16 protein-coding genes and 3 pseudogenes are annotated in these 23,518 nt (G+C 43.5%); 7 read left to right on the forward strand and 12 right to left on the reverse strand.

The annotated features are described in order from the left end of the window. The first annotated feature begins 178 nt into the window (after nucleotides 1–178). The 3 genes from serA to LEP1GSC194_RS14555 all read left to right on the forward strand — a co-directional run bounded on the left by serA (nucleotide 179) and on the right by LEP1GSC194_RS14555 (nucleotide 2,752). Entirely contained in the window at nucleotides 179–1,402 is a 1,224-nt protein-coding gene (serA, locus tag LEP1GSC194_RS14545; protein WP_020774383.1) for a phosphoglycerate dehydrogenase, read from the forward strand. A 134-nt stretch (nucleotides 1,403–1,536) separates the two neighbouring features. Beyond that, complete coding sequence (locus LEP1GSC194_RS14550) at nucleotides 1,537–1,842, forward strand: hypothetical protein (RefSeq protein WP_020774295.1); 306 nt, start codon at nucleotides 1,537–1,539, stop codon at nucleotides 1,840–1,842. A 481-nt stretch (nucleotides 1,843–2,323) separates the two neighbouring features. Next, nucleotides 2,324–2,752, forward strand: coding sequence for a PaaI family thioesterase (locus LEP1GSC194_RS14555; RefSeq protein ID WP_020774354.1), 429 nt, complete (start codon nucleotides 2,324–2,326; stop codon nucleotides 2,750–2,752). 345 nt (nucleotides 2,753–3,097) lie between these two features. On the opposite strand, the gene LEP1GSC194_RS14560 is transcribed toward LEP1GSC194_RS14555, so the two are convergent. From LEP1GSC194_RS14560 to LEP1GSC194_RS14600, 10 genes and pseudogenes are all read right to left on the reverse strand, one after another. After that, nucleotides 3,098–3,313, reverse strand: coding sequence for a hypothetical protein (locus tag LEP1GSC194_RS14560; protein ID WP_020774370.1), 216 nt, complete (start codon nucleotides 3,311–3,313; stop codon nucleotides 3,098–3,100). Between the two features lie 184 nt (nucleotides 3,314–3,497). After that, entirely contained in the window at nucleotides 3,498–3,842 is a 345-nt protein-coding gene (locus LEP1GSC194_RS14565) for an LIC_10461 domain-containing protein (protein ID WP_020774336.1), read from the reverse strand. Between the two features lie 7 nt (nucleotides 3,843–3,849). Then, nucleotides 3,850–4,245 carry a Bor/Iss family lipoprotein gene (locus tag LEP1GSC194_RS14570; RefSeq protein ID WP_020774274.1) on the reverse strand — a complete coding sequence of 132 codons (396 nt, stop codon included), beginning with the start codon at nucleotides 4,243–4,245 and terminating at the stop codon, nucleotides 3,850–3,852. After that, nucleotides 4,226–4,750, reverse strand: coding sequence for an LIC_10463 family lipoprotein (locus LEP1GSC194_RS14575; protein ID WP_020774355.1), 525 nt, complete (start codon nucleotides 4,748–4,750; stop codon nucleotides 4,226–4,228). Before LEP1GSC194_RS14575 ends, LEP1GSC194_RS14570 begins: the two co-directional genes overlap by 20 nt. 19 nt (nucleotides 4,751–4,769) lie before the next feature. Continuing rightward, complete coding sequence (locus LEP1GSC194_RS14580; RefSeq protein ID WP_020774259.1) at nucleotides 4,770–9,698, reverse strand: beta strand repeat-containing protein; 4,929 nt, start codon at nucleotides 9,696–9,698, stop codon at nucleotides 4,770–4,772. Between the two features lie 553 nt (nucleotides 9,699–10,251). Continuing rightward, a pseudogene (locus tag LEP1GSC194_RS23655) lies at nucleotides 10,252–10,443 on the reverse strand (LIC11996 family lipoprotein); the annotation flags it as partial. 9 nt (nucleotides 10,444–10,452) lie between these two features. Next, nucleotides 10,453–11,316: an LA_0442/LA_0875 N-terminal domain-containing protein gene (locus LEP1GSC194_RS14585; protein ID WP_020774390.1), complete on the reverse strand. Its 864-nt coding sequence runs from the start codon at nucleotides 11,314–11,316 to the stop codon at nucleotides 10,453–10,455. A gap of 204 nt (nucleotides 11,317–11,520) precedes the next feature. Then, complete coding sequence (locus LEP1GSC194_RS14590; protein ID WP_020774391.1) at nucleotides 11,521–12,402, reverse strand: alpha/beta fold hydrolase; 882 nt, start codon at nucleotides 12,400–12,402, stop codon at nucleotides 11,521–11,523. A 1-nt stretch (nucleotide 12,403) separates the two neighbouring features. Next, nucleotides 12,404–12,868 carry a DUF309 domain-containing protein gene (locus tag LEP1GSC194_RS14595; protein ID WP_020774320.1) on the reverse strand — a complete coding sequence of 155 codons (465 nt, stop codon included), beginning with the start codon at nucleotides 12,866–12,868 and terminating at the stop codon, nucleotides 12,404–12,406. Continuing rightward, entirely contained in the window at nucleotides 12,858–14,393 is a 1,536-nt protein-coding gene (locus tag LEP1GSC194_RS14600; protein WP_020774388.1) for an aldo/keto reductase, read from the reverse strand. The genes LEP1GSC194_RS14595 and LEP1GSC194_RS14600 overlap by 11 nt, the downstream gene beginning before the upstream one ends. Before the next feature lie 276 nt (nucleotides 14,394–14,669). Between LEP1GSC194_RS14600 and LEP1GSC194_RS14605 the strand changes: the two genes are divergently transcribed. The 4 genes and pseudogenes from LEP1GSC194_RS14605 to LEP1GSC194_RS14625 all read left to right on the forward strand — a co-directional run. Next, a complete protein-coding gene (locus LEP1GSC194_RS14605; protein ID WP_036043153.1) occupies nucleotides 14,670–15,350 on the forward strand; it encodes a succinate:quinone oxidoreductase in 681 nt (226 codons plus the stop codon). An 18-nt stretch (nucleotides 15,351–15,368) separates the two neighbouring features. Next, on the forward strand, nucleotides 15,369–17,282 hold the full coding sequence (locus tag LEP1GSC194_RS14610) for a fumarate reductase/succinate dehydrogenase flavoprotein subunit (protein ID WP_020774313.1): 1,914 nt from the start codon (nucleotides 15,369–15,371) through the stop codon (nucleotides 17,280–17,282). Next, nucleotides 17,282–18,013, forward strand: coding sequence for a succinate dehydrogenase/fumarate reductase iron-sulfur subunit (locus LEP1GSC194_RS14615; RefSeq protein ID WP_020774265.1), 732 nt, complete (start codon nucleotides 17,282–17,284; stop codon nucleotides 18,011–18,013). Before LEP1GSC194_RS14610 ends, LEP1GSC194_RS14615 begins: the two co-directional genes overlap by 1 nt. A 406-nt stretch (nucleotides 18,014–18,419) precedes the next feature. Further along, nucleotides 18,420–19,145, forward strand: a pseudogene (locus LEP1GSC194_RS14625) (HEAT repeat domain-containing protein); the annotation flags it as partial. Nucleotides 19,146–19,534: 389 nt separating this feature from the next. Here LEP1GSC194_RS14625 and LEP1GSC194_RS14630 read toward each other — a convergent pair. Together LEP1GSC194_RS14630 and lepA are read right to left on the reverse strand one after the other, a co-directional pair. Then, on the reverse strand, nucleotides 19,535–20,455 hold the full coding sequence (locus LEP1GSC194_RS14630) for a 1-aminocyclopropane-1-carboxylate deaminase (RefSeq protein ID WP_231384537.1): 921 nt from the start codon (nucleotides 20,453–20,455) through the stop codon (nucleotides 19,535–19,537). 830 nt (nucleotides 20,456–21,285) lie between these two features. Further along, nucleotides 21,286–23,089, reverse strand: a pseudogene (lepA, locus tag LEP1GSC194_RS14635) (translation elongation factor 4). Between the last annotated feature and the right edge of the window lie 429 nt (nucleotides 23,090–23,518).

Consider the following 23,518-nt stretch of genomic DNA (forward strand, 5'->3'; position numbering starts at 1 on the left):
ATTTTTCCCCAGTTTCTCCACCTACCGGAGATTTGAAAGAAAATTCCATATCAATCCCAATCCGTCTTTATGTTGATAACCGCAAGACGCGGTAAAAGTTAAGATTCTCGCTGGAGGGAAAGTCAAAGCAAAAATTCAATTTTCAGAGAACCACACTCTTGAAACCTTGGTAGGTACTATGATTTCATTTCCAAAAGATAAGATCAATGTTCTTCTTCTCGAAAACGTCCACCAAGACGCGTTTGATATGTTCAAGAAAGACGGTTTTAATGTCCGTCTTCTCCCCGCCGCTTTTTCGGAAAAAGAACTTTTGAATGAAATCGAAAATGTCCACGTTCTGGGAATTCGAAGTAAAACCAATGTGACTCCGATCGTTTTAGAAAAAGCCAAAAGACTTCTTACAATCGGATGTTTTTGTATCGGGACCAATCAGGTGGATCTTTCCGGAGCGGAAAAAAAAGGGATTCCGGTATTCAACGCTCCCTATTCCAACACTCGTTCCGTAGCGGAACTTGTGATCTCCGAAATCATCATGCTCGCCAGAAGAGTTCCCGATCATATCCGAAACACTCATTCCGGAATTTGGAATAAAATTTCCAAAAATTGTTTCGAGGTTCGAGGTAAGACAATCGGTATCGTAGGTTACGGTCATATCGGAAGTCAAGTTTCCGTTCTCGCGGAAGCGATGGGAATGAAGGTGGTCTACTTCGACGTTCAGGCGGTTCTTCCACTTGGAAACGCGACTCCCGTCGAAAGCTATCAGGAACTTTTGAAAAATTCGGATTTCATTTCCTTTCACGTTCCGGAAACTCCTCAGACGACGAATCTTTACGGAAAGAATGAAATCGAAATCACAAAAAAAGGCGCGTACATGATCAATCTTTCCAGAGGTAAGGTCGTGGATCTGGAAGCGCTTGCGGAAGGAATTAAGGCGGGTCATATCGCCGGAGCTGGAATCGACGTATTTCCGGAAGAACCCGAATCGAACAACGATCCTTTCCTAACTCCGATGCAAAACCTGCCTAACGTGATTTTGACTCCTCATATCGGAGGAAGTACGGAAGAAGCCCAGAGAAACATCGGCTCCGAAGTCGCGAGTAAACTTTTGAAATTCGTAAACAACGGTTCCACGACTTTTTCGGTGAATTTTCCGAACTTGGAAATCACTCCGTTGCCTACGGGTCAGTATAGAATTTTGAACGTTCATAGGAACCAACCGGGGTTCTTGAAGGACATCAACTCTATGGTCTCCGCAATCGGCGCAAATATCAGCTCCCAGCACTTGGGAACCAGCGCTGAAATCGGTTATCTGTCGATGGTAATCGATAAATCGGTAGGAGACGAACTGAAGGAAAAAATCGAGAAACATCCGTTTTCGATTAAAACTCGGATTCTTTACTGAACAAATTGCCTTTCCACAAAACAATTCGCTATAACCAAAACATAATAGAAATGTAATGTAAAAAACATCCCGCCTCGAAAGAAATTTTCGAATTTTGCTTGATCGAATCGATTTCATCTCCATAGGATTGTGCCATGCACTATAACAGAATTCCAAACACAGTCACCGTATATCTGAGTAAACTGGCCGATCAAAGCATTCGGCTGGCTGAGAATATTCTGAAAGGTCTGCTTCATAGAACCGATTCTCCCATTGAACCGGGTACGGTTTTGGAGCTCAAACTCGGAACCATCAGTCTTTCCGGAGGAATTCAAATTCCGGTCAAAGTGATTCGTTGCGAAAAAATTTCGGATTCGGAGTACGATCTTTACATGAATTATACGGAAAGAGATTTCAACAAGGTTCAGGAAATTGAGGATTTGATTCGAGATCTTTCTTAACGAACATTTCAAGAATATTGAATGTTCTTTTCTTAAAAGCGGAAGTTTTTCTTTTCGCCCCAAAAACCGCCGGAACCGAAACATTTCGGATCGTCGCGTTCTAAAACGATTTCCCCATTTTATAAAAGTAAACCCCAACGCACGTTTCAAGTGGCAAGGGGTTAGATTTTAGTGGATAGAACTTTAAAAAGTTTCTCCGGTTCAATCTCAACTATACTATACTCAAAAAATTTAAATTTACCGTTCAATAAAAATTGTGCGAGCTCCAACGTTTCAAGTGATTAGATTTTAAGGATTAAGACTTTACACAATAAAATGCAAGCGTTTCAAGTGACGAGTGGTCAGGTTTTAGGGGTTAGGATTTTACAAGGTCATTCTAACTCCTTGAAAAGTGCCCGTTTCTACAATCTTCGTTTATCGCCTTAGGTTGACAACGGACTGCGTATAAAAAATCTGAAATTATATGAATCCATTTTCCTCAATGCCGGAAGTCAATACAAAAGAATTTGCCGAGTATTTTCAAGAGCAAGACCGGTTCTCTTACAAAATCGGGTACAACGTCCTTTCGGTAAGTCCGGGAAAAAGCGAATACGAAATTGCAGTCGACGATTCCTTTTTCAATCCGGTTGGAATCGTTCATGGAGGCGCGCTTTTCTCCGCGATGGACAGTTCCGCGGGCGCCGCTATGGCCGCTTGGATTCGGTCTTCCGATTTAAAATATAAATTTGCCGCGACTGCTACGGCGGAAATCAAATACCGCAAAAGTGTTACGAAAGGAAAACTAAGAATCAAGACCGAAATCACGGAACAAAAACGTTCCATTGTTAAAGTTTCCTCTCAAGCCTTCGACGAAGAAGAAAACTTGGTCGCCGAACTTTTCTCTACCTGGGTCGTTAAATTAGAAAATTAAAATATTCGAAAATGGAAGTTTCTTCCGTTCAATTTTCATTCGTTCCCAATGCGAATATCTTTCGCTTTATTATAAACTATAAATATAAAGCGAGTTCGATGTAACCGATGCGAAAGCGATTATTATGTTGCGATCCGTAGAGAGACACTTTAGAGCTTGTCCCAAAACCTGAAAATGTGGGAACTCCTACGTTTTTAAACGATGGGAAAATCGTACAAAAAAGCCTAATAAACCGCCAAGCAGACAGAATCTGTGGGAACTCCAGCAGATTTCCTTTGCTTAAGTTTCCTATTCGCTCAAACTTTCTCCACGAATTCACGTTCGCTTATTTCAATCTTACGTTCGTTAGGCGACAAAAAATTCCGCACGACTGATGCTTGCAAGTTCGACGGCGCCGGTAAGATTCTTTGCAGGAAAATAGACGATCCGTTCGCCTACCATTTTACGATTGCGATCCAATTCCACACGAGAACCGTCTTTAAGATGCAGGACGATATCGATCCCGCGATAGTTAATGTATCTTTCTAACTGACTCTTAAACTTTGCACCCTGTTCTTGCATGAAAACATCCTTTAAAATTGTTGAAAGAATGTTCCGGAAGTACGGATGAAAGTACAAGCTTTTTTTTCGCAGATGAGGCGTTTTTTTTCAATGTGCGGGTGGTGAGGAAGAAACTCTATTTCGCTCTCTAAGGGTCGCTCGACATGCCCAAACTTTCTTATATCGAATTCATCTGAACCATAACTCAACTTCGTCCGGAAACGGCGGCGGGTTTTTCCTTGGAACAATAGATCTGAACGGTTCTTACCGTATACAATCCGCCGATGGTCCAGTGAATCAAATGATCGAGAATCCCTCTTTGTATTTTCAATTGCGGTTTTCCGTTCGTACAAAGATTTAATAAGGGAGGTTCAAATGCAGGGAACAAGCCCAGAATCCAATTGCCCTGTTTAAACTCTTGCTCCAATTCCGGAACTGAGGAAACGGGCTCGAGCTTGTTTCCCGGCATTACCTGTAAGGTAGTCCGATAACACGTAAATAAAAAACAGGCGATGGAAAGAAGAATCGCATATCTTAATTTTCTAAACATAACTTCCTCATGAAGAATAACAAGTCAAGATCAGCGTTCTGGGTGTATAAATCCCCAAAGTAAGCTGTTCATACAAACCGTTTAAAAACGTACTGTATTGATACGCTTCATACACTCCGGCAGGACAATACGTAAGTCCGTCGATCGTGTAGTTCGCCGGTTTTAATCCCCAAAAATAAAAATTCTGTGCGATCGTGAATTGTTGTTTAGGCAAAGACTGATTTTTGGTTCGTTGTTCCAAAGCCGTCTTACATTCTTTTTTCTGTTCGGAAATTTTACAAGGTTCGGGTTTTTCCTGAGCAAATCGAACTCGGACGTGTTGACAGTTCCAGAATACAATCGATAAAAACACGGTCAAAAACAACTTTATCACGGGTTTTGTCTTAAAGTTCAAAATCTGCATAACCCTTACCGTAAATTCCGGAGAATAAATTGAAATCGGATCCCCAGCTCGTCGGCCCTTCCTCGAAAACGGAAAGTATATACTTTCCTTTTTCCAAGGATGGAATTTCCAAACGACAGGAGCGTAAATTTTCCGAAACGGACGGGATACAATCGGTCGTGGAACGAATCCGAAAATTCTTTTTCGTCAGCCGAATTCTTACATTGGATCCGACCGAATCGATTTGAAAAACTCCCTGTACGTTTTCGGCTTGTTTTAGAATAAAAGAATATTCTTTCAAACCTCCGTTCAACTGTCCGTGTTTCACGGACTGCAAACGAATCATTCCGTTTCGATCGTTCCGGATAAAGGAAAGTTTTTCCTGTTCTTCCTCCTTACATCCGGCCAATACACCGCAAAAAATCCAAAGAACGATTCCGACTGCACGGATTCCAAGCTCCGCCCTTGGGACAAAAAAACGCGCCGATCTTTTACTTTCAAAAAACCTTATAGGATCGAATTTCATTTTCTTATACCGATCCCCGTCAGTTGTTCTGTTGTCTGAAAATTCTCATCGGAACCCCACCCTTACCGGTGCTCACATAGATGTATTTCGTTCCATTGATTGTATTGGCGGAAGTTCCGGAAAAGATCTGGGTATTATTGGCTGCATCCCCGAGACCGTTTCCTCCGATTTGTTCCCAATCCGTAGAATTTGCACCCGGATTGGTGACACCCGCTTTGGTTCTCCAGATCTGAACTCCTGCCCCGTTGTCAAAACCCACGTAGAGATGGCTTCCGTTGGTCACGAGCATTGTTGCACTGTGATTATTTCCATCGCCGAAGTTAGTAAAACCATTGTTGTCATCCCCTACAACGGACCATTCGTTCGCTTCGCAAGTTGTAGGATTGACAGCATCGGTCCCACCGTTGGTAGGATCGCATTTCCAGAGCTGGGGTCTACGGTTGCCGAATCCTGCCGTTGTGCAACCCGCTATGTTGGATACGGCACCTTTGAATCCGGCCACAGCTTGTGCCGTATTACAAAGGGTCCTGGTTACATAAAGATTACCGTTGAACTCCGCAAATTGAGCGAACGCCTTATCTGAAGGAATCAGATCGTAGGTACTGACCAATTCAAGAGAATACCAATTGGCGGCAGCTCCGTTATGCCACTTTGCATCGGCTCTCGGACCGATCTCGGTCCATTCCGCGCAGAGATTGTTGCCCGCACAAGCAATAGGATTTCCGTTGTTGGAGCGGATGATCGTTCCATTGTGTCCAATGGCGTGATTTCCTCCGTTGGCTGCGTATATTCTATTATTGAATACGAATAAGGAATCCACCCCGACGAGTTTGGCCCAATTTGGACTCGCATTATCTCCTCCGGTGCTCCCCCCTCCGAAATTAGGCATGTAGTTGAGCCTAAGATTCGTCCCATTGAGAGTCAAACCCGCCTCGCAATCGGAACCGACGTCGCAATGACCGTTGATTGTGTTGGGAACGTTGTCTGCGGTGTTGAAGGAAATTTTTCCAAAGTCCGGAGAATTGGATCCGCCGGATGAGTTTTTCTTTGCAAACCCTCCGTAGATCCGATCGTTCATAATGGACAATGCGGAAGTTCCGGCAGCCACGGTTCCGGTAATACTTCCGGTATCAATGTATTTAAAGTCGAGCCCCGCATCCGTATCCGATGTGTAATAGATGTAGTTGAAGTTTTCCGCGGATCTGGCTCCCGCGATCAAAAGATGCGGTGTTCCTCCTAACGTGCCCGCGGTAAAAACTCCCCTACCGTCTTCGTTGTCCGGTCCACAACCGGTGGCCTGATGCGCCGTGTTGGGATTACAAAGCGTATGCCCCATAGTCACATATCTCGGCACCGGAATTCCTCCGTCCCGAGTTACTGCCGTATTACGAAAACCGCTACCTAAATCCTGCATAAAGGAAAAAGATACAGACTCGGGAACAGTGCCGTCGTAATTGAAACGTACGGCTTGATTCCCTCCCCCGTTGGGACCGATGTAGATCTTGTTATTGTAATTGGTGATATACCCGAAGCTGGAGGCGTCACCGAACGGATCTACTGCGATCGGGCCGTCTACGAAATTGACGGGAGCGGTTCCACATCCGATAAAAATCGTTCTATCTTTCGGAGACGTCTGAAGATTCTCCGTCGTAAGATCCGCGTTCTGGTGTTGCACTGCACCCCAAGCCGTATTGTTAAAACCGTCTCCGTCTACGTTATTCGCCGCGAGGATCGTGTATTGACCTCCGGACTGATCCAACAAATGCGTTAGACACACTTTGGTAGGATCGGCCGGAGCGCCGCCGCAAACGGTACCGTCCAAAATTTTAGCGTTGGTAATATTACCTACCGCGGAAACTCCGACGATCTTGTAACGTTTTGCACATTCCACGGAAGTCGTGCATTCCGCTCCACCCACTCCCGTTCCGGCAAGGAGCGTTTTGGAAAATGCAACCGTCACTTCCTTCAAGCCGCTACAAATTGCGGAAGAAACCTTGATCTTTTCTTGTCCGATAAAGTCCGCGTTATTCGGACAACCGAAAGAATTCGGAGTGGTAGCCAAGTCCTGAATTCCAGCTTTATTTACGAGCAACGTATAAGGGGCTCCCGAAACCTGATCGTTGTTTAGAGTAATCGTAAAGACACTTCCATTTCCTACGATACTCGTTAGGTTGAATGTTCCAGTTTGATTGTTACCAGTAAAATCGGAGTTATTCGCGCAAGAAGCCGTTGGACTCAAACCTCCCGAATTCGCAATCTTGTAGTTGTTTGTATTCGTCGCCTGAGCCGTGTTCACCGGTTCCGAGAATGTGACTCGAACGGTTCTCGCAGTCAGTGAGATTACGGAGAGAACGGTTGGTGGCGTCAGGTCTATCGTGTTGACCGTAAGATTCGTAGCTCCAAACAATGCGCCTAACGTGGCTTTGATCGAAGAATTCCCGGCGGCAACGCCGGTCGCTAAACCTACCGAACCCGTTGCATTGGAAACCGTAGCGGAAGGGACGTTCGAACTGCTCCAGGTCACGGCCGTGGTCAAGTCTTGCGTGGAAGCATCCGTATAAGTTCCGGTTGCAAAAAACTGTTTCGTAGTTGTCGTGTCGATCGTCGGGCTCGTCGGCGAAACCGAAATCGAAACGAGACTCGCCGCTGTGACGGTTAACGTGGAAGTTCCGGAAACGGTTCCGTCCGTAGCGGTGATCGTGGTAGCCCCCACGTTATCTGTGTTAGCCAATCCTTGAGATCCGACTGCATTCGAAATCGTCGCAAATCCCGTCGCGGACGAGGACCAGGTAATCGAGTCTGTGATCACCTGAACGGATCCGTCCGAATACGTACCCGTAGCCGTAAACTGTTGCGTCAAACCTTTCGGAACTCCGGGATTTGCAGGAGTAACGGAAATGGAAACGAGACTCGCAGAAGTCACGGTAAAGGTAACGGCGCTGCTCGAAATTCCACCTAAAGCGGCCTGAATAGAACTGGTTCCCGTTTCCAAAGCGTTCGCTTTTCCTTTCGTTCCGACGGCGTTACTGATACTTGCGGTGATAGAATCCGAAGAAGTCCAGGTTACGGAGTTGGTAAGATCGGCGGTGGAACTATCCGAATAATTTCCTGTGGCAAGGAATTGTTGGGTAAGACCTTTTCCTTTGGAAGGAGCTCCCGGAGTTACGGAAATGGAAACGAGCACGGCGGCGGTCACGGTTAAAGTCGAGGCCGGACTCGTAATCGAGTTGTAAGTCGCCTTGATATTTGTGGTTCCGATTGATAGAGAAGTAGCCAGTCCTTCGCTTCCGGTCGCATTGGAAACGGTGGCCACGCCGTTTGCCGAAGAAGTCCACGTCGCCACAAGCGAAAGGTCCTGGGTGGAATTGTCCGAATACGTTCCCGTCGCGGAGAATTGTTTTGTATATCCGTTGGCGATCGAAGGATTTGTAGGAGTCACTTGAATCGAACTCAGGACAGCGGGTGTTACGGTTAACGTTGTAGAATTGAAAATTCCGCTCGTATGGGTTGCCTTGATCGAAGTCGTTCCGGTTGTAAGGGCATTCGCTCTTCCTTCGATTCCGGGACCGTTGGAAACGCTCGCCTTCGAAACTGCGGAAGAAGACCATACAACAACCGCTGTGAGATCCTGTGTGGAATTATCCGAATAGGTTCCCGTAGCCGTAAACTGTTGCGTCAAACCTTTCGGTAAGGAAGGATTTGCGGGAGTAACGGAAATGGAAACCAGGCTTGCGTTCGTCGCAGTCATCGTAACAGAACCGGAAATCCCGCCGATATCCGCGGTAATCGTAACAGCCCCCGGAGAAACGGAAGTGGAATTCCCTTCCGTTCCCGGAGCGTTTGAAATCGAAACCAGCGTATTGTCGGAAGAAGTCCAATTGACTTGAGAAGTGATATCCAAAGTTGAATTATCCGTAAACAAACCCGTTGCCGTAAACTGTTGGCTCAAACCTTTCGGCAAAGAAAGATTGGATGGTGTGATAGAAATAGAAGTCAGTTGAGCGGCGGTGACGGTAAAGGATTGTGTATTGCTCGTAATGGCTCCGTTCGAAGCCGAAATCGTGGAATTGCCCACGGATTGGGAAGATACAAGGCCGGAAGAGTTGATCGTTGCAACGGCGTTTTGCGAAGAATTCCAAGAAACACTTGCGGTGATGTCGGCTTGGCTGAGATCCGAAAAAATTCCAGTGGCCGTAAATTGCCGATTCCCGCCTAAAGGAACCGAAGGATTGACCGGAGTGATTTGGATGGATACGAGCGAAACGGCGGCGGTTGTCACGACTACGGAAGTAGCTTTTCCACCGAAAGAAGCGACTAAAGTGGTGGTGGAACTGAAACTGACGCCCGTTAGTCCCCTACCGTTCGCAGAAAGAGCCGCAGCATTTGGATTCGTAGAAGTATAATTGGCGCTCGTATCTAAAGTCAAATCCTGAGTCGTATTGTCGGAAAAAACTCCTATGAGCGTATAATCTCTGTTAAAGCCTACTGGTAAATTTCCGGAATCGACGGAACTCAGTTGTAGAGAAACTAAAACGGCGTTTGTGACTCGGACGGACGCGGAGGCTTCCTGACCTTGATACTTTGCGGTAATATCGGCGGTTCCTATCCCTACTCCCTTTCCGGCGGCGTTCTGGCAATCCAAGATTGTGCTATTGGAACAAAGAATCGTAGAAGATGATGTGATTTCGGAATGAGTGCCGTCCTCAAAAATCGCAGTTACCTGGATTTGAGTGCTGGTGCCTTTGGCAATGGCAGACTCGGAGGTAGCGATTTCGATTCTTTTCAACGCTGCAGGTTGTGAATTTCCTAGAAAAGAAAGCCCGAAAAGTCCGTTGTCTCCCTTCTTTTTACCGGCGGCAAGCCCAAGCGCACCCGTCAATATGGGCCAAGCCGTACAGCCCTGTAGGAATAAAAATAAAGAAACAATGGAAAGAATTTTTTTGAACATAACAATAATCCCTATTTTTTTTTACTCACTTTTTGCATGAAAATCGTAAAAACTCTCTTTTCGTTTGCCAATCAAACGAATTGAATTGATGAGAAGCTTATTTCAGAAAGGCAACAATTTCAGGTCACGTTACAACTTGGGTTAAATAAACGTTCAAAATGAAAATCTGAACGAAAGTGTTCAAAAATAATTCAATGGAGAAAGATCAAAATTTTATAGAATGACAAACTTAAAGGCAATTTTATGAAACTCAAATGAAACGTTTGCCTAACTCGACTTTTTTAAGCACAAGATATTTAAAAAATATTTATTTTCAATTTTCATTTCAATTTCGGAATGTAATCCTAAGTGCTTAAAAAATAAACGAAATCAAAGTTTCACACTTGGAAAAATCTTAACTATTTTAGAAAAACAGAATATTCTAGATAGAAGTCGAAATTTAGATATAAAATTCGCAGGAATTAATCTCAAAGAGATATCGCTTTCGTTCGGCAAACCGAACGCAGTGACGGTTCCGGGTTGTCCGAGAAGAACCGAAATTTCTTCGAACCTAAGAAATATACGTGTTCGAATTCGTTTTATGAAAAGCGGAATATCGATTGAACATAAAATTCGTATAACCGTTGGAGGAAGGAAAGTAATACCCGAATTAAACTCAAAATTCCCACGGATCGAAAAGACTTTCCTCGAACTTATAACAATTCAGAAGCACCAATAACATTAGAATAGAATAATACCGTCTTATAAAAATTCCCTAAAAAAACCAATTGTATCGAACTTCCGCTCTCCAACCGAGCGAGCCGGATCCGGAATTGAAAACGTTGGATTCTCTCATGGAATCCAATTGGATTCCTTTTTGGAGAATCGCACCCGTAGGAGTAACTGCAATCTCCTCTTTCTCCCAGATGATACCCGTAAAATAAGAATTTGCCAATTGGATCAAATAAATCAGAACGGTTCCGGTCGCCACCTTTTCATAGTCGTCAATTGATTTCTTATATTCGGAACGTTTCCCGCTCACGATCCATTGTCTCAGCGCAGGAATTTGATCGGAAGGTAATAATTGTACAGCCGCGGAGACGTTTTCGTATTCCGATTTTGTATTTTTCACATTCTTTGCGGCGGTCATTGTAAGAAATAAACTTCCCCAAAAAAGAGCACCGTAGGCGATCCCCGTTTTTTTTCGATCCGCTTTGTAATGTCCCCAACCGGGAAGGACGGCCGATCTCCAAACAAGACTCCAACGGTTTTTTTGTCCCAAACCCTTGCCTTCCGATTGGGTAAAAATCGACTTTTCCTGGATTTGTTTTTTTTCCTCAGCCGTTTTGGCCTCTCGAATTTTTGTCTCTTCTTCCTGACGAATACGTTTTGCTTCCTCTTCGTTTATATCTTTGTAAATCACTTTGAGAATGCCTTTTTTAGAAAACGTCTGAACGCTTCCGTCCTCCAAACGAACCGTAATGTTATTTTCGTTCTGGCCGGTGACGTCTCCTTTGACGGAAGTTCCGTTTTTTAGAAGGATCGTCTGAGCGCTCCAAAGAGGCAGGGAAAGGAAAATAAAAGAGATAAAAATCAATCGGAGTGGGAAAGTGGTTCTATTTTTCAAAAAAAAATCCATCGGAATTTTACAAAAGAATTCTTAGGATTTCCGCTTAAAAACGAGGGGAATTCTTTCCCGAAGACGTTAACGGATCGCAATTCCTGTTATCAATAATTTTTTGTATTCGGCTCGGTATAATGTTGTCTATGATATTCTTACTAATTTGCAAATCGTTTTAGGCGTTTTTATCGGATTCATTCGATTCTCCTTGCCTTAAACATTTTATGTTTTTGAAATAAATCCGTGTTTGGAATAGAATTCGTTTAACAATCTTTCCAATTCTTCGGGCCGGTCGTGGTGCATGTTGTGTCCCGCGTTTTCCATCTCGATATATTCAAGATGTTTAAAATGAGAAAGAATCTCTTCCCGATTTTCCGGTACCAAATGGGTTTCTTTTCCGTAAACGATCAGAGTCGGAGAAGAAATACATTCCCAGAGATGACGGGTTAAGTACGGAGAAAAAACAAAGGGAAAACCCCTCTTATACAACGGATCGTTTTTCCATTGATAACCGGAATCCGTTCTTTTGGAAAGATAAGTCGCCAAATCCCGCACCTTTTCCAAATCCAAACGGGGATATACGGGCTTTAGGCGGAGAGTCAGTTCGTCGACACTCGAAAAACTTTTATTCTTTTTTTCCTTGGTTCCGACCTCGTTGTTCTCGAGCGTATCCAACCAAGCCTTCAGACGTTTTCTTTCAAACTCGGGAGATTGAATCGACATGAATCCTTCCAGACAAACCACACTCTGAATCCTTTCCGGATAAAGTCCCGCAAAACGAGCCCCGATTCCTCCTCCCATCGAATGTCCTAGGATATGAAATTTTTCCGGAAGAAATTTGGAGATAAACGTCTTCACGTCCACAAGCGTTTGGATAAAGTGATAGTTTCCTTCCCGAAGCCAATCGGAATCTCCGTGACCTCTATAATCAAATCGATATATATTGAAATGTTTAGATAAGAACGGGAACTGATAGAGAAACGTATCCGAAGCGTCCTGAAATCCGTGAAAGAGAAGAATACCATTCTCCATTCCGTTTTTATGAATCTTGTAGGAAAGATTGTACCCGCCGGATTGAAAAAAACCGCTTTCAATTTCGCTCATATTATCCCCTAAATAATTCCCGCCAGTCTTTCGGAATGCGAGGAATTCTGAAAGCAGAAACTCTCTCGGGATGAAGTTCGTCCCCGTCGTAAAGGGCTAAAATTCCGTCCAGATCGGCAAGCAGATCTAACGTTACTTTTTTCCCAAATCCGTTTAACGCTGAAGAATGTAGTAACAATTCCAATTTTTCCTTCGCCTTTTCAGCCTGCATCCGGGAACCGCGTCCGTTCGGCTTTACGTAAATCTTGTGTAAGGAAACCGAGAGTTGGATCAATCCCTGAAGGAAGATTTTTCTGGGTCCGAAATCCTTCTTCCACTGAAACTCCAAAACCTCGTGCGCTTCGAAATATTTCCCTTCATGGAAAAGTCTTTCTGCATTGGAATAAGCGAAGTCGATCGTAAGTTCGGGATCGTTCGTCGAAGTGATGTGTTCGAAAAGCGCGATAATTTCCGGATCAAACTTCAAAACGTTTCCAATCCTGAGCTTGAATTCGAGTCAAAGGAGCCGCAAAGGAAAGAATCGCGTCTTGTACATATTTTTCCCTTCTCATTCCGAGTAGAACCGTTCCTTCCCAAAGCGCGGAATGCAGCAAGTGAAGCGCGATTCCCGAAAGATTCCATCCTTGATACTGCGGATAATACTTTAGAATTTTCTCATAGAGTTCGCTTCGGTTCCGAATGTTTTTTTGAAACACGTATCGTTCCAAAATCGGAAGGGCTTTGTTTAAGAATTCGATATATTCGGATTGTTTTTCCACGCCGCCCACTTTTTCGACTTGCGAGATAAGTTGTTGTATGATCGGAACCGCCGTTCTTTCCAAAAATAAATTCAGGTGATCCTGATTTTGAAACGAATCCAAGTACGGTTCCGTAACCGTTCGAAAAGTATGTTTGATCGAATCGAGAGGAAGGATCGCAAGCAAATGTTCCTCTCTTTCATAAATCGTATTCAATTCCTCTCTGAGAAGTTTGATTACTTCTTCGTTTTGTTTGGAAGGATCGTAGACAAGTCTTTGGATGTTTCCCGTGTTTGAAATCGCATTCAGAGGTCGATTGATCAAGGGTAAAAGTTTGTTTTCATGGATGAGTTCAACGAGAGTCTTTCCTTGAAACTTAGGTTCGAGAAATCCTCTTTCCAAAAGGTTTCCGGGAAATTGAACAACCGCAAAACCGGATTCTTTTAAGTCCAGTTCGTTTTGAATTTCTTTTGCGATTTGTAGTATTTTGATAAGCGAAGTCGCCGTATATTTTTCCGGATTTTCCGGAAACGTATTGGATGAAATTCCGTAGTAGAGAATCTTTTTTTCTTTTCTTTTTTGTTCCAAAAATCGGAAAGCGGTCTTAATTCTTTCGTAATATTGTTCGGTCGCTTTTTCTTGGGAAACGTTATGCTTCTCTCGGTCCATCAAAAAGTATTCCGGGTTGTGCAAAAGAAATACATCCACCGAATCCAAACCCAATCGTTTGAGAGAACGCTCCAATTGATCTTCTAAAAATTCCGGATGAATGCAGTGATAACATCCTTCGGAATAATACGTGATCTCCGGAAATTCTTTGTTGGCTTTTTCTAGTTCGGAAACGATTTCAAGATTTCTTCCTTGTATGTATCCGGCCTTCGTGACGATGAATACGCCTTCTCGTTTCCATGTTCCCGTTTCTATTTTCTTTTGGAGAACCTTTCCGACTAAACTTTCGCTTTCTCCGTTTCCATAATTGGAAGAAGTATCGATCACGTTGAATCCTTGCGCCAAGGAGAGTTCCAACGCCTTTTCGTGTTCCACCGATTCGAGTCCGACTCTATAACATCCGAACGCGATTCGAGAAAGAGTTCTTCCTCGAAACTGAAAATACGGATTCAAAGTCTTGTCTTTGTCCGGATATTTTTTGGAAAGGGGTGAATGTTCCGTATATTCTTTGGTGGCTTGCAAATCGGAAATGCCTTTCAATTTGTCTTTTTGATAGAGCGCTTGGAACGGATCAAATGGAATCATTGTTTTTATCCTCGGGTCTTTACACAAAGGTTTCGTTACGCGACGCACAAAATTCTCGAACGGATGATTTCCGAGAATACGACTTCTAATTGAGAAAGAATCTTAATAACTTTCGATCCAGTATCAATTTTTTCCCTTTCCAATAAAAATGCTTTTCGTCGTAGCTCGCTTTTTTACTTTCATTTTAGAAAGTTAGGTTTTTTTTAAGCCCATCTTTTTTTGTTCATTCAAAATTTTCGATGAATTCTTTCCACCAAACAAACAGGAGAAAATGAAATGGATTTTAAGGCTGGATATCTCCGGTCTTCCGTCGGGAGAAAAACTCTCGTGGCAGTAACCGGACTTGTTTATTTCGGCTTTGTGGTTGTTCATATGCTGGGAAATCTTCAGATCTTCCTAGGACAAGAAAAAATCAACGCATACGGCCAATCGCTTAGGGATATTGAACCCCTTCTCTGGGTAGCCAGAGTCATTCTGATCGTTAGCTTTATCATTCACGTTTATTACGCGATAACCCTTTCGATTGAAAACAAACAGGCTCGCCCTGTTCCTTACGCAAAGAATAACACGGTTCAGGCGACTCTCGCTTCCAGAACCATGGCTCTGACTGGACTTTTAATTTTTTCCTTTATAGTCTATCACCTTCTCCACTTTACGTTAGGCGTCACCAATCCGGATCAGTTTGCCATGACCGATTCCAAAGGAAGACACGACGTCTATACGATGGTTGTTCTCGGCTTTCAAAATCCGATCGTCGCCGGTTCTTACATCTTCGCGATGTTCTTACTCGCGTCTCATATCAGTCACGGCGTCGCGAGCGTTTTTCAGACGTTGGGACTCTCCACACCTTTCTTAAGTGGAAAGATCAAGGCGGGAGCGATTCTTTTTGCTCTGTTCATTTTCGTTGGAAACACTTCTATCCCGCTTTCGATTTGGCTGGGATACGTTCATCCGTAATTCTTTGGAGAAACTTTCATGAGTTTAGATTCTAAAATTCCAGACGGACCGATTGAGAAAAAATGGTCCAACCACAAAGCCGATATTAAATTAGTAAACCCTGCTAATAAAAGAAAATTTAATATCATCGTAGTAGGTTCCGGTCTCGCGGGAGCTTCCGCTTCCGCGACTCTCGCAGAACTCGGCTACAACGTAAAAACATTCTGCTTTCAAGACAGCCCTCGTAGAGCTCACAGTATCGCGGCTCAGGGCGGGATCAACGCGGCGAAGAACTATCAAAACGACGGTGACTCGGTTCACAGATTGTTCTATGACACGGTTAAAGGCGGGGACTTTCGTGCAAGAGAGGCTAACGTGCATCGTCTTGCGGAAGTTTCGGCAAACATCATCGATCAGTGTGTGGCTCAAGGGGTTCCTTTCGCGAGAGAATACGGCGGTCACTTGGCAAACCGTTCCTTCGGTGGGGCGCAAGTCTCCAGAACCTTCTACGCAAAAGGTCAAACCGGACAACAGCTTCTTTTAGGAGCTTACTCCGCTCTTTCTCGTCAGATCGGACTCGGCGCAGTAAAAATGTATCCTAGAACCGAGATGGTCGAACTGATCGTCGTAGACGGTCACGCAAAAGGAATCGTGGTTCGTGACTTAGTCACTGGAAAACTTTCCACTCACATGGCGGACGCGGTCGTGCTGGGAACCGGCGGATACGGAAACGTATTCTTCCTTTCTACAAACGCAAAAGGTTGTAACGTAACCGCGACTTGGAAGGCTCACAAAAAAGGAGCGTTCTTCGCTAACCCTTGTTATACGCAAATTCACCCGACTTGTATTCCGGTTTCAGGAGATCATCAGTCCAAACTGACTCTGATGTCCGAGTCTCTCAGAAACGACGGAAGAATCTGGGTTCCCAAAAATAAAGGGGATAAACGCAACGCTGCGGATATCCCCGAAGGGGAAAGAGATTATTACTTGGAAAGAAAGTATCCAAGTTACGGAAACCTTTCTCCGAGAGACATCGCCTCCCGCGCAGCCAAAGAAGCCTGCGACGCGGGACTCGGCGTGGGAGAATCCGGTCAGGGTGTGTATCTGGATTTTGCGGATTCAATCCGCAGACTCGGAGAACCTAAAATCCGCGATCGTTACGAAAACCTATTTCAGATGTATGAACAAATCACCGGTGAGAATCCATACAAACAACCGATGAGAATTTATCCCGCGGTCCACTATACGATGGGCGGACTTTGGGTGGATTACAATCTGATGAGCAACCTTCCGGGTCTTTTCGTAATCGGCGAAGCCAACTTCTCCGATCACGGAGCAAACCGACTCGGAGCTTCGGCGCTCATGCAAGGACTTGCGGATGGATATTTCATTCTTCCTTACACGATCGGAAACTATCTCGCGGGAGCGGGATTCGGTTCCCGTCCGAGCGAAGATCATCCCGAAGCAAAAAAAGCTTTGAACGACGCGGAAGAAACTACGAAAAAATTTCTTTCCATCAAAGGAAAAAGAACCGTGGATTCTTTTCATAGACAACTCGGAAAACTGATGTGGGACAAGTGCGGCATGGCGCGTAACGACAAAGGTCTGAAAGAAGCGTTAGCCGAAATTCCTAAGATCCGAGAAGAATTCTGGCAAAACGTAAACGTTCCGGGAAGCGGAGCCGAACTCAATCAGTCTCTTGAAAAAGCGGGAAGAGTCGCAGACTTTTTAGAATTCGGAGAACTTCTTTGTCTCGACGCTCTCACAAGAGAAGAATCCTGCGGGGGGCACTTCCGAGAAGAATACCAAGAAGAAGGGGAAGCGAAACGGAACGACGATAAATTCTGTCACGCGACCGCTTGGGAATTCAACGGGATCGGTAAAAAACCAACCGAACACAGGGAAAAACTGGAATTCGAAAACGTTCACCTCGCTACAAGGAGTTATAAATAATGGATCTGAAACTCAAAGTCTGGAGACAAAAAAGCGGAGAAAAAAAGGGAAAGATCGTAGACTACGACGCGAAAGATATTTCCCCAAACATGTCTTTCTTAGAGATGTTGGATGTGGTCAACGAAGAGATCATCACAAAGGGCGACGATCCGATCGCGTTCGAACACGACTGTCGGGAAGGGATCTGCGGTTCTTGTAACCTGATGATCAACGGACAAGCGCACGGACCTCACCAAGGGGTTACTTCTTGTCAGCTTCATATGCGCTCCTTCAAAGACGGTGACACCGTTTACGTGGAACCTTGGAGGGCAAAGGCTTTCCCCGTGATCAAGGATTTAGTCGTGGATCGAAGCGCGTTTGATCGAATCATCCAGTCCGGTGGTTTTATCAGCGTAAACACCGGAGGAGCGCCCGACGCAAACGCATTACCGATTCCTAAAGTAGACGCGGACATTTCTATGGATGCGGCGACTTGTATCGGATGCGGAGCCTGTGTCGCGTCTTGTAAGAATGCAAGCGCGATGCTTTTCGTTTCTGCAAAGATCACTCACCTCGGTCTTTTACCACAAGGAAAAGTGGAACAAAAAGAACGCGTGAAAAAAATGATCAACGCGATGGACGCGGAAGGTTTCGGAAATTGCACAAACCAATACGAGTGCGAGGCGGTTTGTCCAAAGTCGATCAAGAGAGATTTTATCCGTACGTTAAACCGGGATTATATTCTTTCTTAAAATTCTTTTTTCAAAGAGAAGAATGTAAAAAAGCCGCCCCTCAACAAGGCGGCTTTTTTAATCGGACGGATTCATACTACTCAAGAACTACATAATACAGTTTTCGGAATCTTGCCTTTAAATCGGGGGTTCGTTTCAAAATTCAGGAGAATCTATTATGTAGAGATCAGTAATATTCTTTTCGAAAGAGATTTTCTCGATATTTTCGGACGGATGCTATATCAAAATATTCTAATCTATAAAATAAAATCCTCTCTCCTTCGAACATTGAACCAAAATGGATTATTTTCCGAAAAAACGATCTTATTGATGTCCAACGTTCTTTGGCAAAATATTGGCCGAAGTCTTGGAAAAGAAAAAAATTTCAAAAACATTTTTTAACGCAAATTCTACGTAAGAAAAACAAATGAGCATCTTTTTACATTTAACTTCCTTACAAAATAAAAACCGGATCCTTAGGTCGGGTATCAAAACTTCTCCGGTTCATTATGAAAATATTCGTAGAGGGATTTTTTGTATGCCCGTAATTCCGGATTTTTCGATCACACATCAATGGTTGAGAGAAATCAAAAGATTTTCAAACGGTCCCGTGATCGGAGTTTATTTTCGAATTGCAGATTCGGAACTCGTTTGGTCGGGGAAATACAATGAAGAACTTTTATCGTCTTCCGCAGTCGAATCTTTTCAAACGTTAGGGTCGATTGAGGATCCATTCGGCTTTCAGGTTATTTTACCGCGAAAAGTCGCACGAAAAGAAATCGTAAAAATCAAAAATCTTCCACAAACGATCGGATGGAGATATTCTCCGGAGGCGCGTAAAAAACCGAGATGTCTTTGCCCCGCTTGTATACCCAAAGGTTGGCCCTTCGGAAATAAACTTAAAGAAAACAAATACTATTCTTTGATTTCAAAATTCAATCAGGCGCAAAACATATCGGATAAACTTTCCATCTTACAATCCATAAGCGATCTACTCAGCTTTCATCATCGAATCGACGATTTTGAACCTCTGCTTCGTTTTTTAAATACCGATGTAACGGAAATCCAAGAACAAGTCCTAAGAATTCTTTCCAGTTTTAAATCGACAAAACTATTTCCCATTCTTTCCGAATATCTGCATTCTAAAGAAGAACTGAAAGAAGCGGCTGCGGAAAGTCTTCTCAGAATGAAAGGAGAAGGAGCAAGGCCGTATTTAAAGAAATTTGAAAGTGATTCAAAGATTGATTTCCGATTATTTAGATTAAAATCGATTTTGAAGATGTGTTTTTTGAATTCACATTTAGATGAATTTCTATAATCCAGAATTACGACTGCTTTTGAACCGTTTGTTTAATACCGATCAAAACGAAACAAGATCCTTTCGAAGTTGCATTTTGATATAGAAAGAATCGGCAATATTGATTCCAACTAACGAATTCAATGATTATACTTTACTTAAAAAAGGATTTGAAATTCCTTCTAAAGCAGGAATGTACGCAGTTTCTCGCTTCAACATCGAAAGTGATAGACACAATTCGATTCTTACAATTCTTCTTGCCGCGCGATTAAAACATCCAAAAAATTCCAGAGACCGCCTTGATGGATGTACAAGGTTCTTCCTGTAAGTTCTCCACGATCCATCTTGTTTTGAATCGTATATAAAGATTTTCCGGAATAGATCGGTTCGATCGGAATTTTATACTTTTCATAAAACGACTTACAATATTCTAAAATTTGCATATTCCTTGAGCCAAATCCACCTCCGATGGTCGATTCTAAAATTTGATTTTCATCGATGATCATCGTTTTTAAATTTAAAGAGTCGCTCTTTTTACGCAACCAATCGACCATTTTCTTTTTTGGTAGGCCGACAGAAACGCCGACAACCTCGATACGATTCTGAAAAAAACGATTCGCCCCAAGCCAACTCGCGCCGGACCCGATGTCCAAAACGAGACGATCGTATTTTTCGACGGGAATTTGTTTCCAAAGAGAATCCAAACCGTCCAGCGCCGCGCGGCTCAGTCCGTATTCGGGAATCAAAACTCCTTCCACATCCGAATGCGTCGTTTTCACTTTGAGAAACCTTTGCGAACTCGTTGTTTCCGGTTTGGCATCGATCGATATCCGTTCGATTGCATTCTTCCATTTCGATCTGGAATCATATTCTTGGATGGAATAAGAATTTCTTTTTACAAAAATGGAATTGGCGCTACTTCGATTCCGATCCCTCGAGTAACAAAACGTATGAACGTGATACCCGAAGTTTTGAAATAAAAATGCAAAGGCGGCTAATGCGTTGCTGTGCGACTCTCCTTGCAAAATCACATTTAGAATATTTCTTTTTTCTAATGCAAAATGAATTCCTAAAAACTTTCGGAACTTGGTTCCCATTCCGAAGGCGAGACGATCGTCTCGAACCATGGAAAGTTCAGCTTGAGAATTGAAAACGATCGGCTGGATTTTTGTCCGATTAAGATCCGTTAGAAGTTGAGTTTTTAAGTCTTTCAATGGAAAAAAGTTGAGTTAGAGTAAAACGTCGAAGTTTCAAAACGCTCCAGCGCTTTTCTTGACCGCGTCCATTCGGTTTATCCAAGATTCCAGTTTAGAATGATATTTTAAACTTAAAAAATCCTTAAATAACCCTTCAAAGCAAATACCGAAAATAATGGAGATCGTGTCCTTAAAGTTTCGCACAAACGAGAACTTGAGAAATGATCTTTAAAAATCGGAATGAAACGGTCATCAGGCGTTTTTTGGTTTCATCGCATCCATTCTATCCGATGATTCTTTTTTAAAATGAAAATTCTAAAATCAATTATTAAGAAAACAGAATCAAAATCGGAAAACAAATCATCAATCTTTCAAACAATGAAATGAAAATCGCAAGAGCTTGTCCCAAAACCGTCCAATGTAGGAACTCCTACGAAAATGGAACGATTAGAATTGCTCGAAAACGCCGAATGCGACTTAATTTGTGGGAACTACTGCAAATTTCCTTTCAGGTTTTGGGACAAGCTCTAAGTACATAGGCGGAAACAATTTGAGAAACCGAATTTCAAAGATTGGAACAAAACAACCTTACTGTTAAAAACGATTTGAAAAATCGGATTTTAAAGACGAAACAAAACGATCACATAGGTTTTTGCGATGTCTTCTACAATTTTTTCAAGCTTTTAGATTTGAAAACCACGTTCCGGACGTAAACGAAAAGATCGTATTTTACGAACAATCTTAGAAACGATTTTGACTATTTACAAAACAAAGCACAGAGTTACCGCGTTTTAAAAACTCTAGTTGCTCGTTTTTAAAACCGCCAAGAATGCTTCTTGAGGAATTTCCACGTTCCCGATTTGTTTCATCCGTTTCTTCCCTTCTTTCTGTTTCTCTAAGAGTTTCTTCTTACGCGTAATATCCCCGCCGTAACACTTAGCGGTCACATTTTTACGAAGCGCGGAGATACTTTCCCGTGCGAGAATTTTTCCTCCGACGGCGGCTTGGATCGGAATCATAAACTGATGTCTTGGAATCAGATCTTTCAGTTTTTCAATAATTTCACGACCTCTTTGTTCCGCCTTGGTTCTGTGGACAATCATAGAAAGAGCATCCACGGGTTCTCCGTTGACCAAAATATCCATCTTGACGAGCTGCGAAACCTTATAACCGGATGGTTCGTAGTCCAAGGAAGCATAACCTCTCGTAAAAGACTTAAGTTTATCATAAAATTCGAATATAAGTTCCGCAAGAGGAAGTTCGTAAGTCAATTGACTTGTCCTGAGTGAGATAGACCGTATCCAACCCGATCCCGCGTTTGTCCATCGCGAGGGCCATGATATTGCCCACGTATTCGTTCGGAGTAATGATGGTGGCTTTTACATACGGTTCTTCCGTGGATTCCATTGCGATCGGATCCGGAAAACGAGACGGATTATCGACCTCTTCTACCTCGCCGTTCTTTTTACGAATGATGTATTTTACCGAAGGCGCCGTCGTGATCAGATCCAGATTGAATTCGCGTTCCAATCTTTCCTGAACGATTTCCATGTGAAGAAGTCCGAGATAACCCACACGAAATCCGAATCCCAGCGCCATCGAACTTTCTTTTTCAAACACAAGAGCGGCGTCGTTCAGTTTCAGTTTTTCGATCGCGTCCACGAGTTCGTCGAATTGTTCTCCGTTGATCGGATAAAGTCCGGAGAAAACCATCGGTTTTGCTTCTTTGTAACCGGGAATCGATTCTTTCGTAGGATTGGAAAATAAAGTGATCGTGTCCCCCGTCTTTGCGTCGGAAACTTTTTTGATTCCCGCGATAAGATACCCGACTTCTCCGGCTCCGAGACCTTCGGTCGGAGTCAATGTGATTCGGTTGATTCCGACTTCGTTTACGGTGAAATCCTTTCCCGTACTCATAATGAGAAAACGATCTCCCTTTTTGATACTTCCGTCAAAAACTCGGATCTTGATCACAACTCCCATATAAGGATCGAAATAAGAATCATAGATCAACGCTTTGAGAGGTCCTTTCGAATCTCCTTTAGGCGGGGAAATTTGTTTCGTGATCTGTTCGAGAACTTCCTTTACGTTCAGTCCGGTTTTTGCGGAAATCGCAACGGCCTTTTCCGCATCCAGGCCCAAACTTTCTTCGATTTGAATTTTCGTTTTTTCAATGTCGGCAGCGGGAAGATCGATCTTATTCATGACCGGAAGGATTTCCAAATCCTGTTCCATCGCGAGATAGAGGTTCGCAAGAGTCTGAGCTTCCACTCCCTGACTTGCGTCCACGATCAACAGAACGCCTTCACACGCTTTGAGAGATCGGGAAACTTCGTATGTAAAATCCACGTGGCCCGGCGTATCGAGCAGGTTCATCGTGTATGTATGGCCGTCGGCGGCGAGATAATCAAAGGTTGCGTTATTGGCCTTAATCGTAATTCCTCTTTCTCTTTCTATGTCCATGGAATCCAAGATCTGATCCTTTTTGGTTCGATCGTTTGTGACGTGACCGATCTCCAAAAGTCTGTCTGCCAAAGTGGATTTTCCGTGATCGATATGGGCGATGATGGAAAAGTTACGGATGTATTGCTGCTTATCACTCATGAGGGTTACACTTCAGATGATTTTCGCCGCGGGCCTACTCTGGAAAGCAAAATACTTTCGCCGTTTTTGCGCGAGAACTTGGATTTTTTCCAATTCGGTCGATTTCATAACCAACCCCACAAAGTTGAGAAGGATTTTGAAATTAGAAGGATCAAAAAGGCACGTTTCAAGTGGCGAGTGGTTAGGAACTAGGGATTAGGACTTTACAACCTGTTGTAACAATTTCCGTGAAAGCTCCGACAAGAGTGAGACTTTGTACTTGCAAAAAGTATGATTTTCTGATAGAGAAAAATCTCCCGAGCCCTCCCGCCTCCTATTTCGCGATCCGTAGAGAACGAAATAGAGTTTCTTCCCTGAATTGCGCCCCTGGAAACTCAATGCAACGCTTCCTAAGGGGCGCGTTGCAGGGCGTACGTTTCACGGAGGATT

This window comes from Leptospira alstonii serovar Sichuan str. 79601 (genome assembly GCF_000347175.1).
In the GTDB taxonomy this organism is placed as follows: Bacteria; Spirochaetota; Leptospiria; order Leptospirales; family Leptospiraceae; genus Leptospira; species Leptospira alstonii.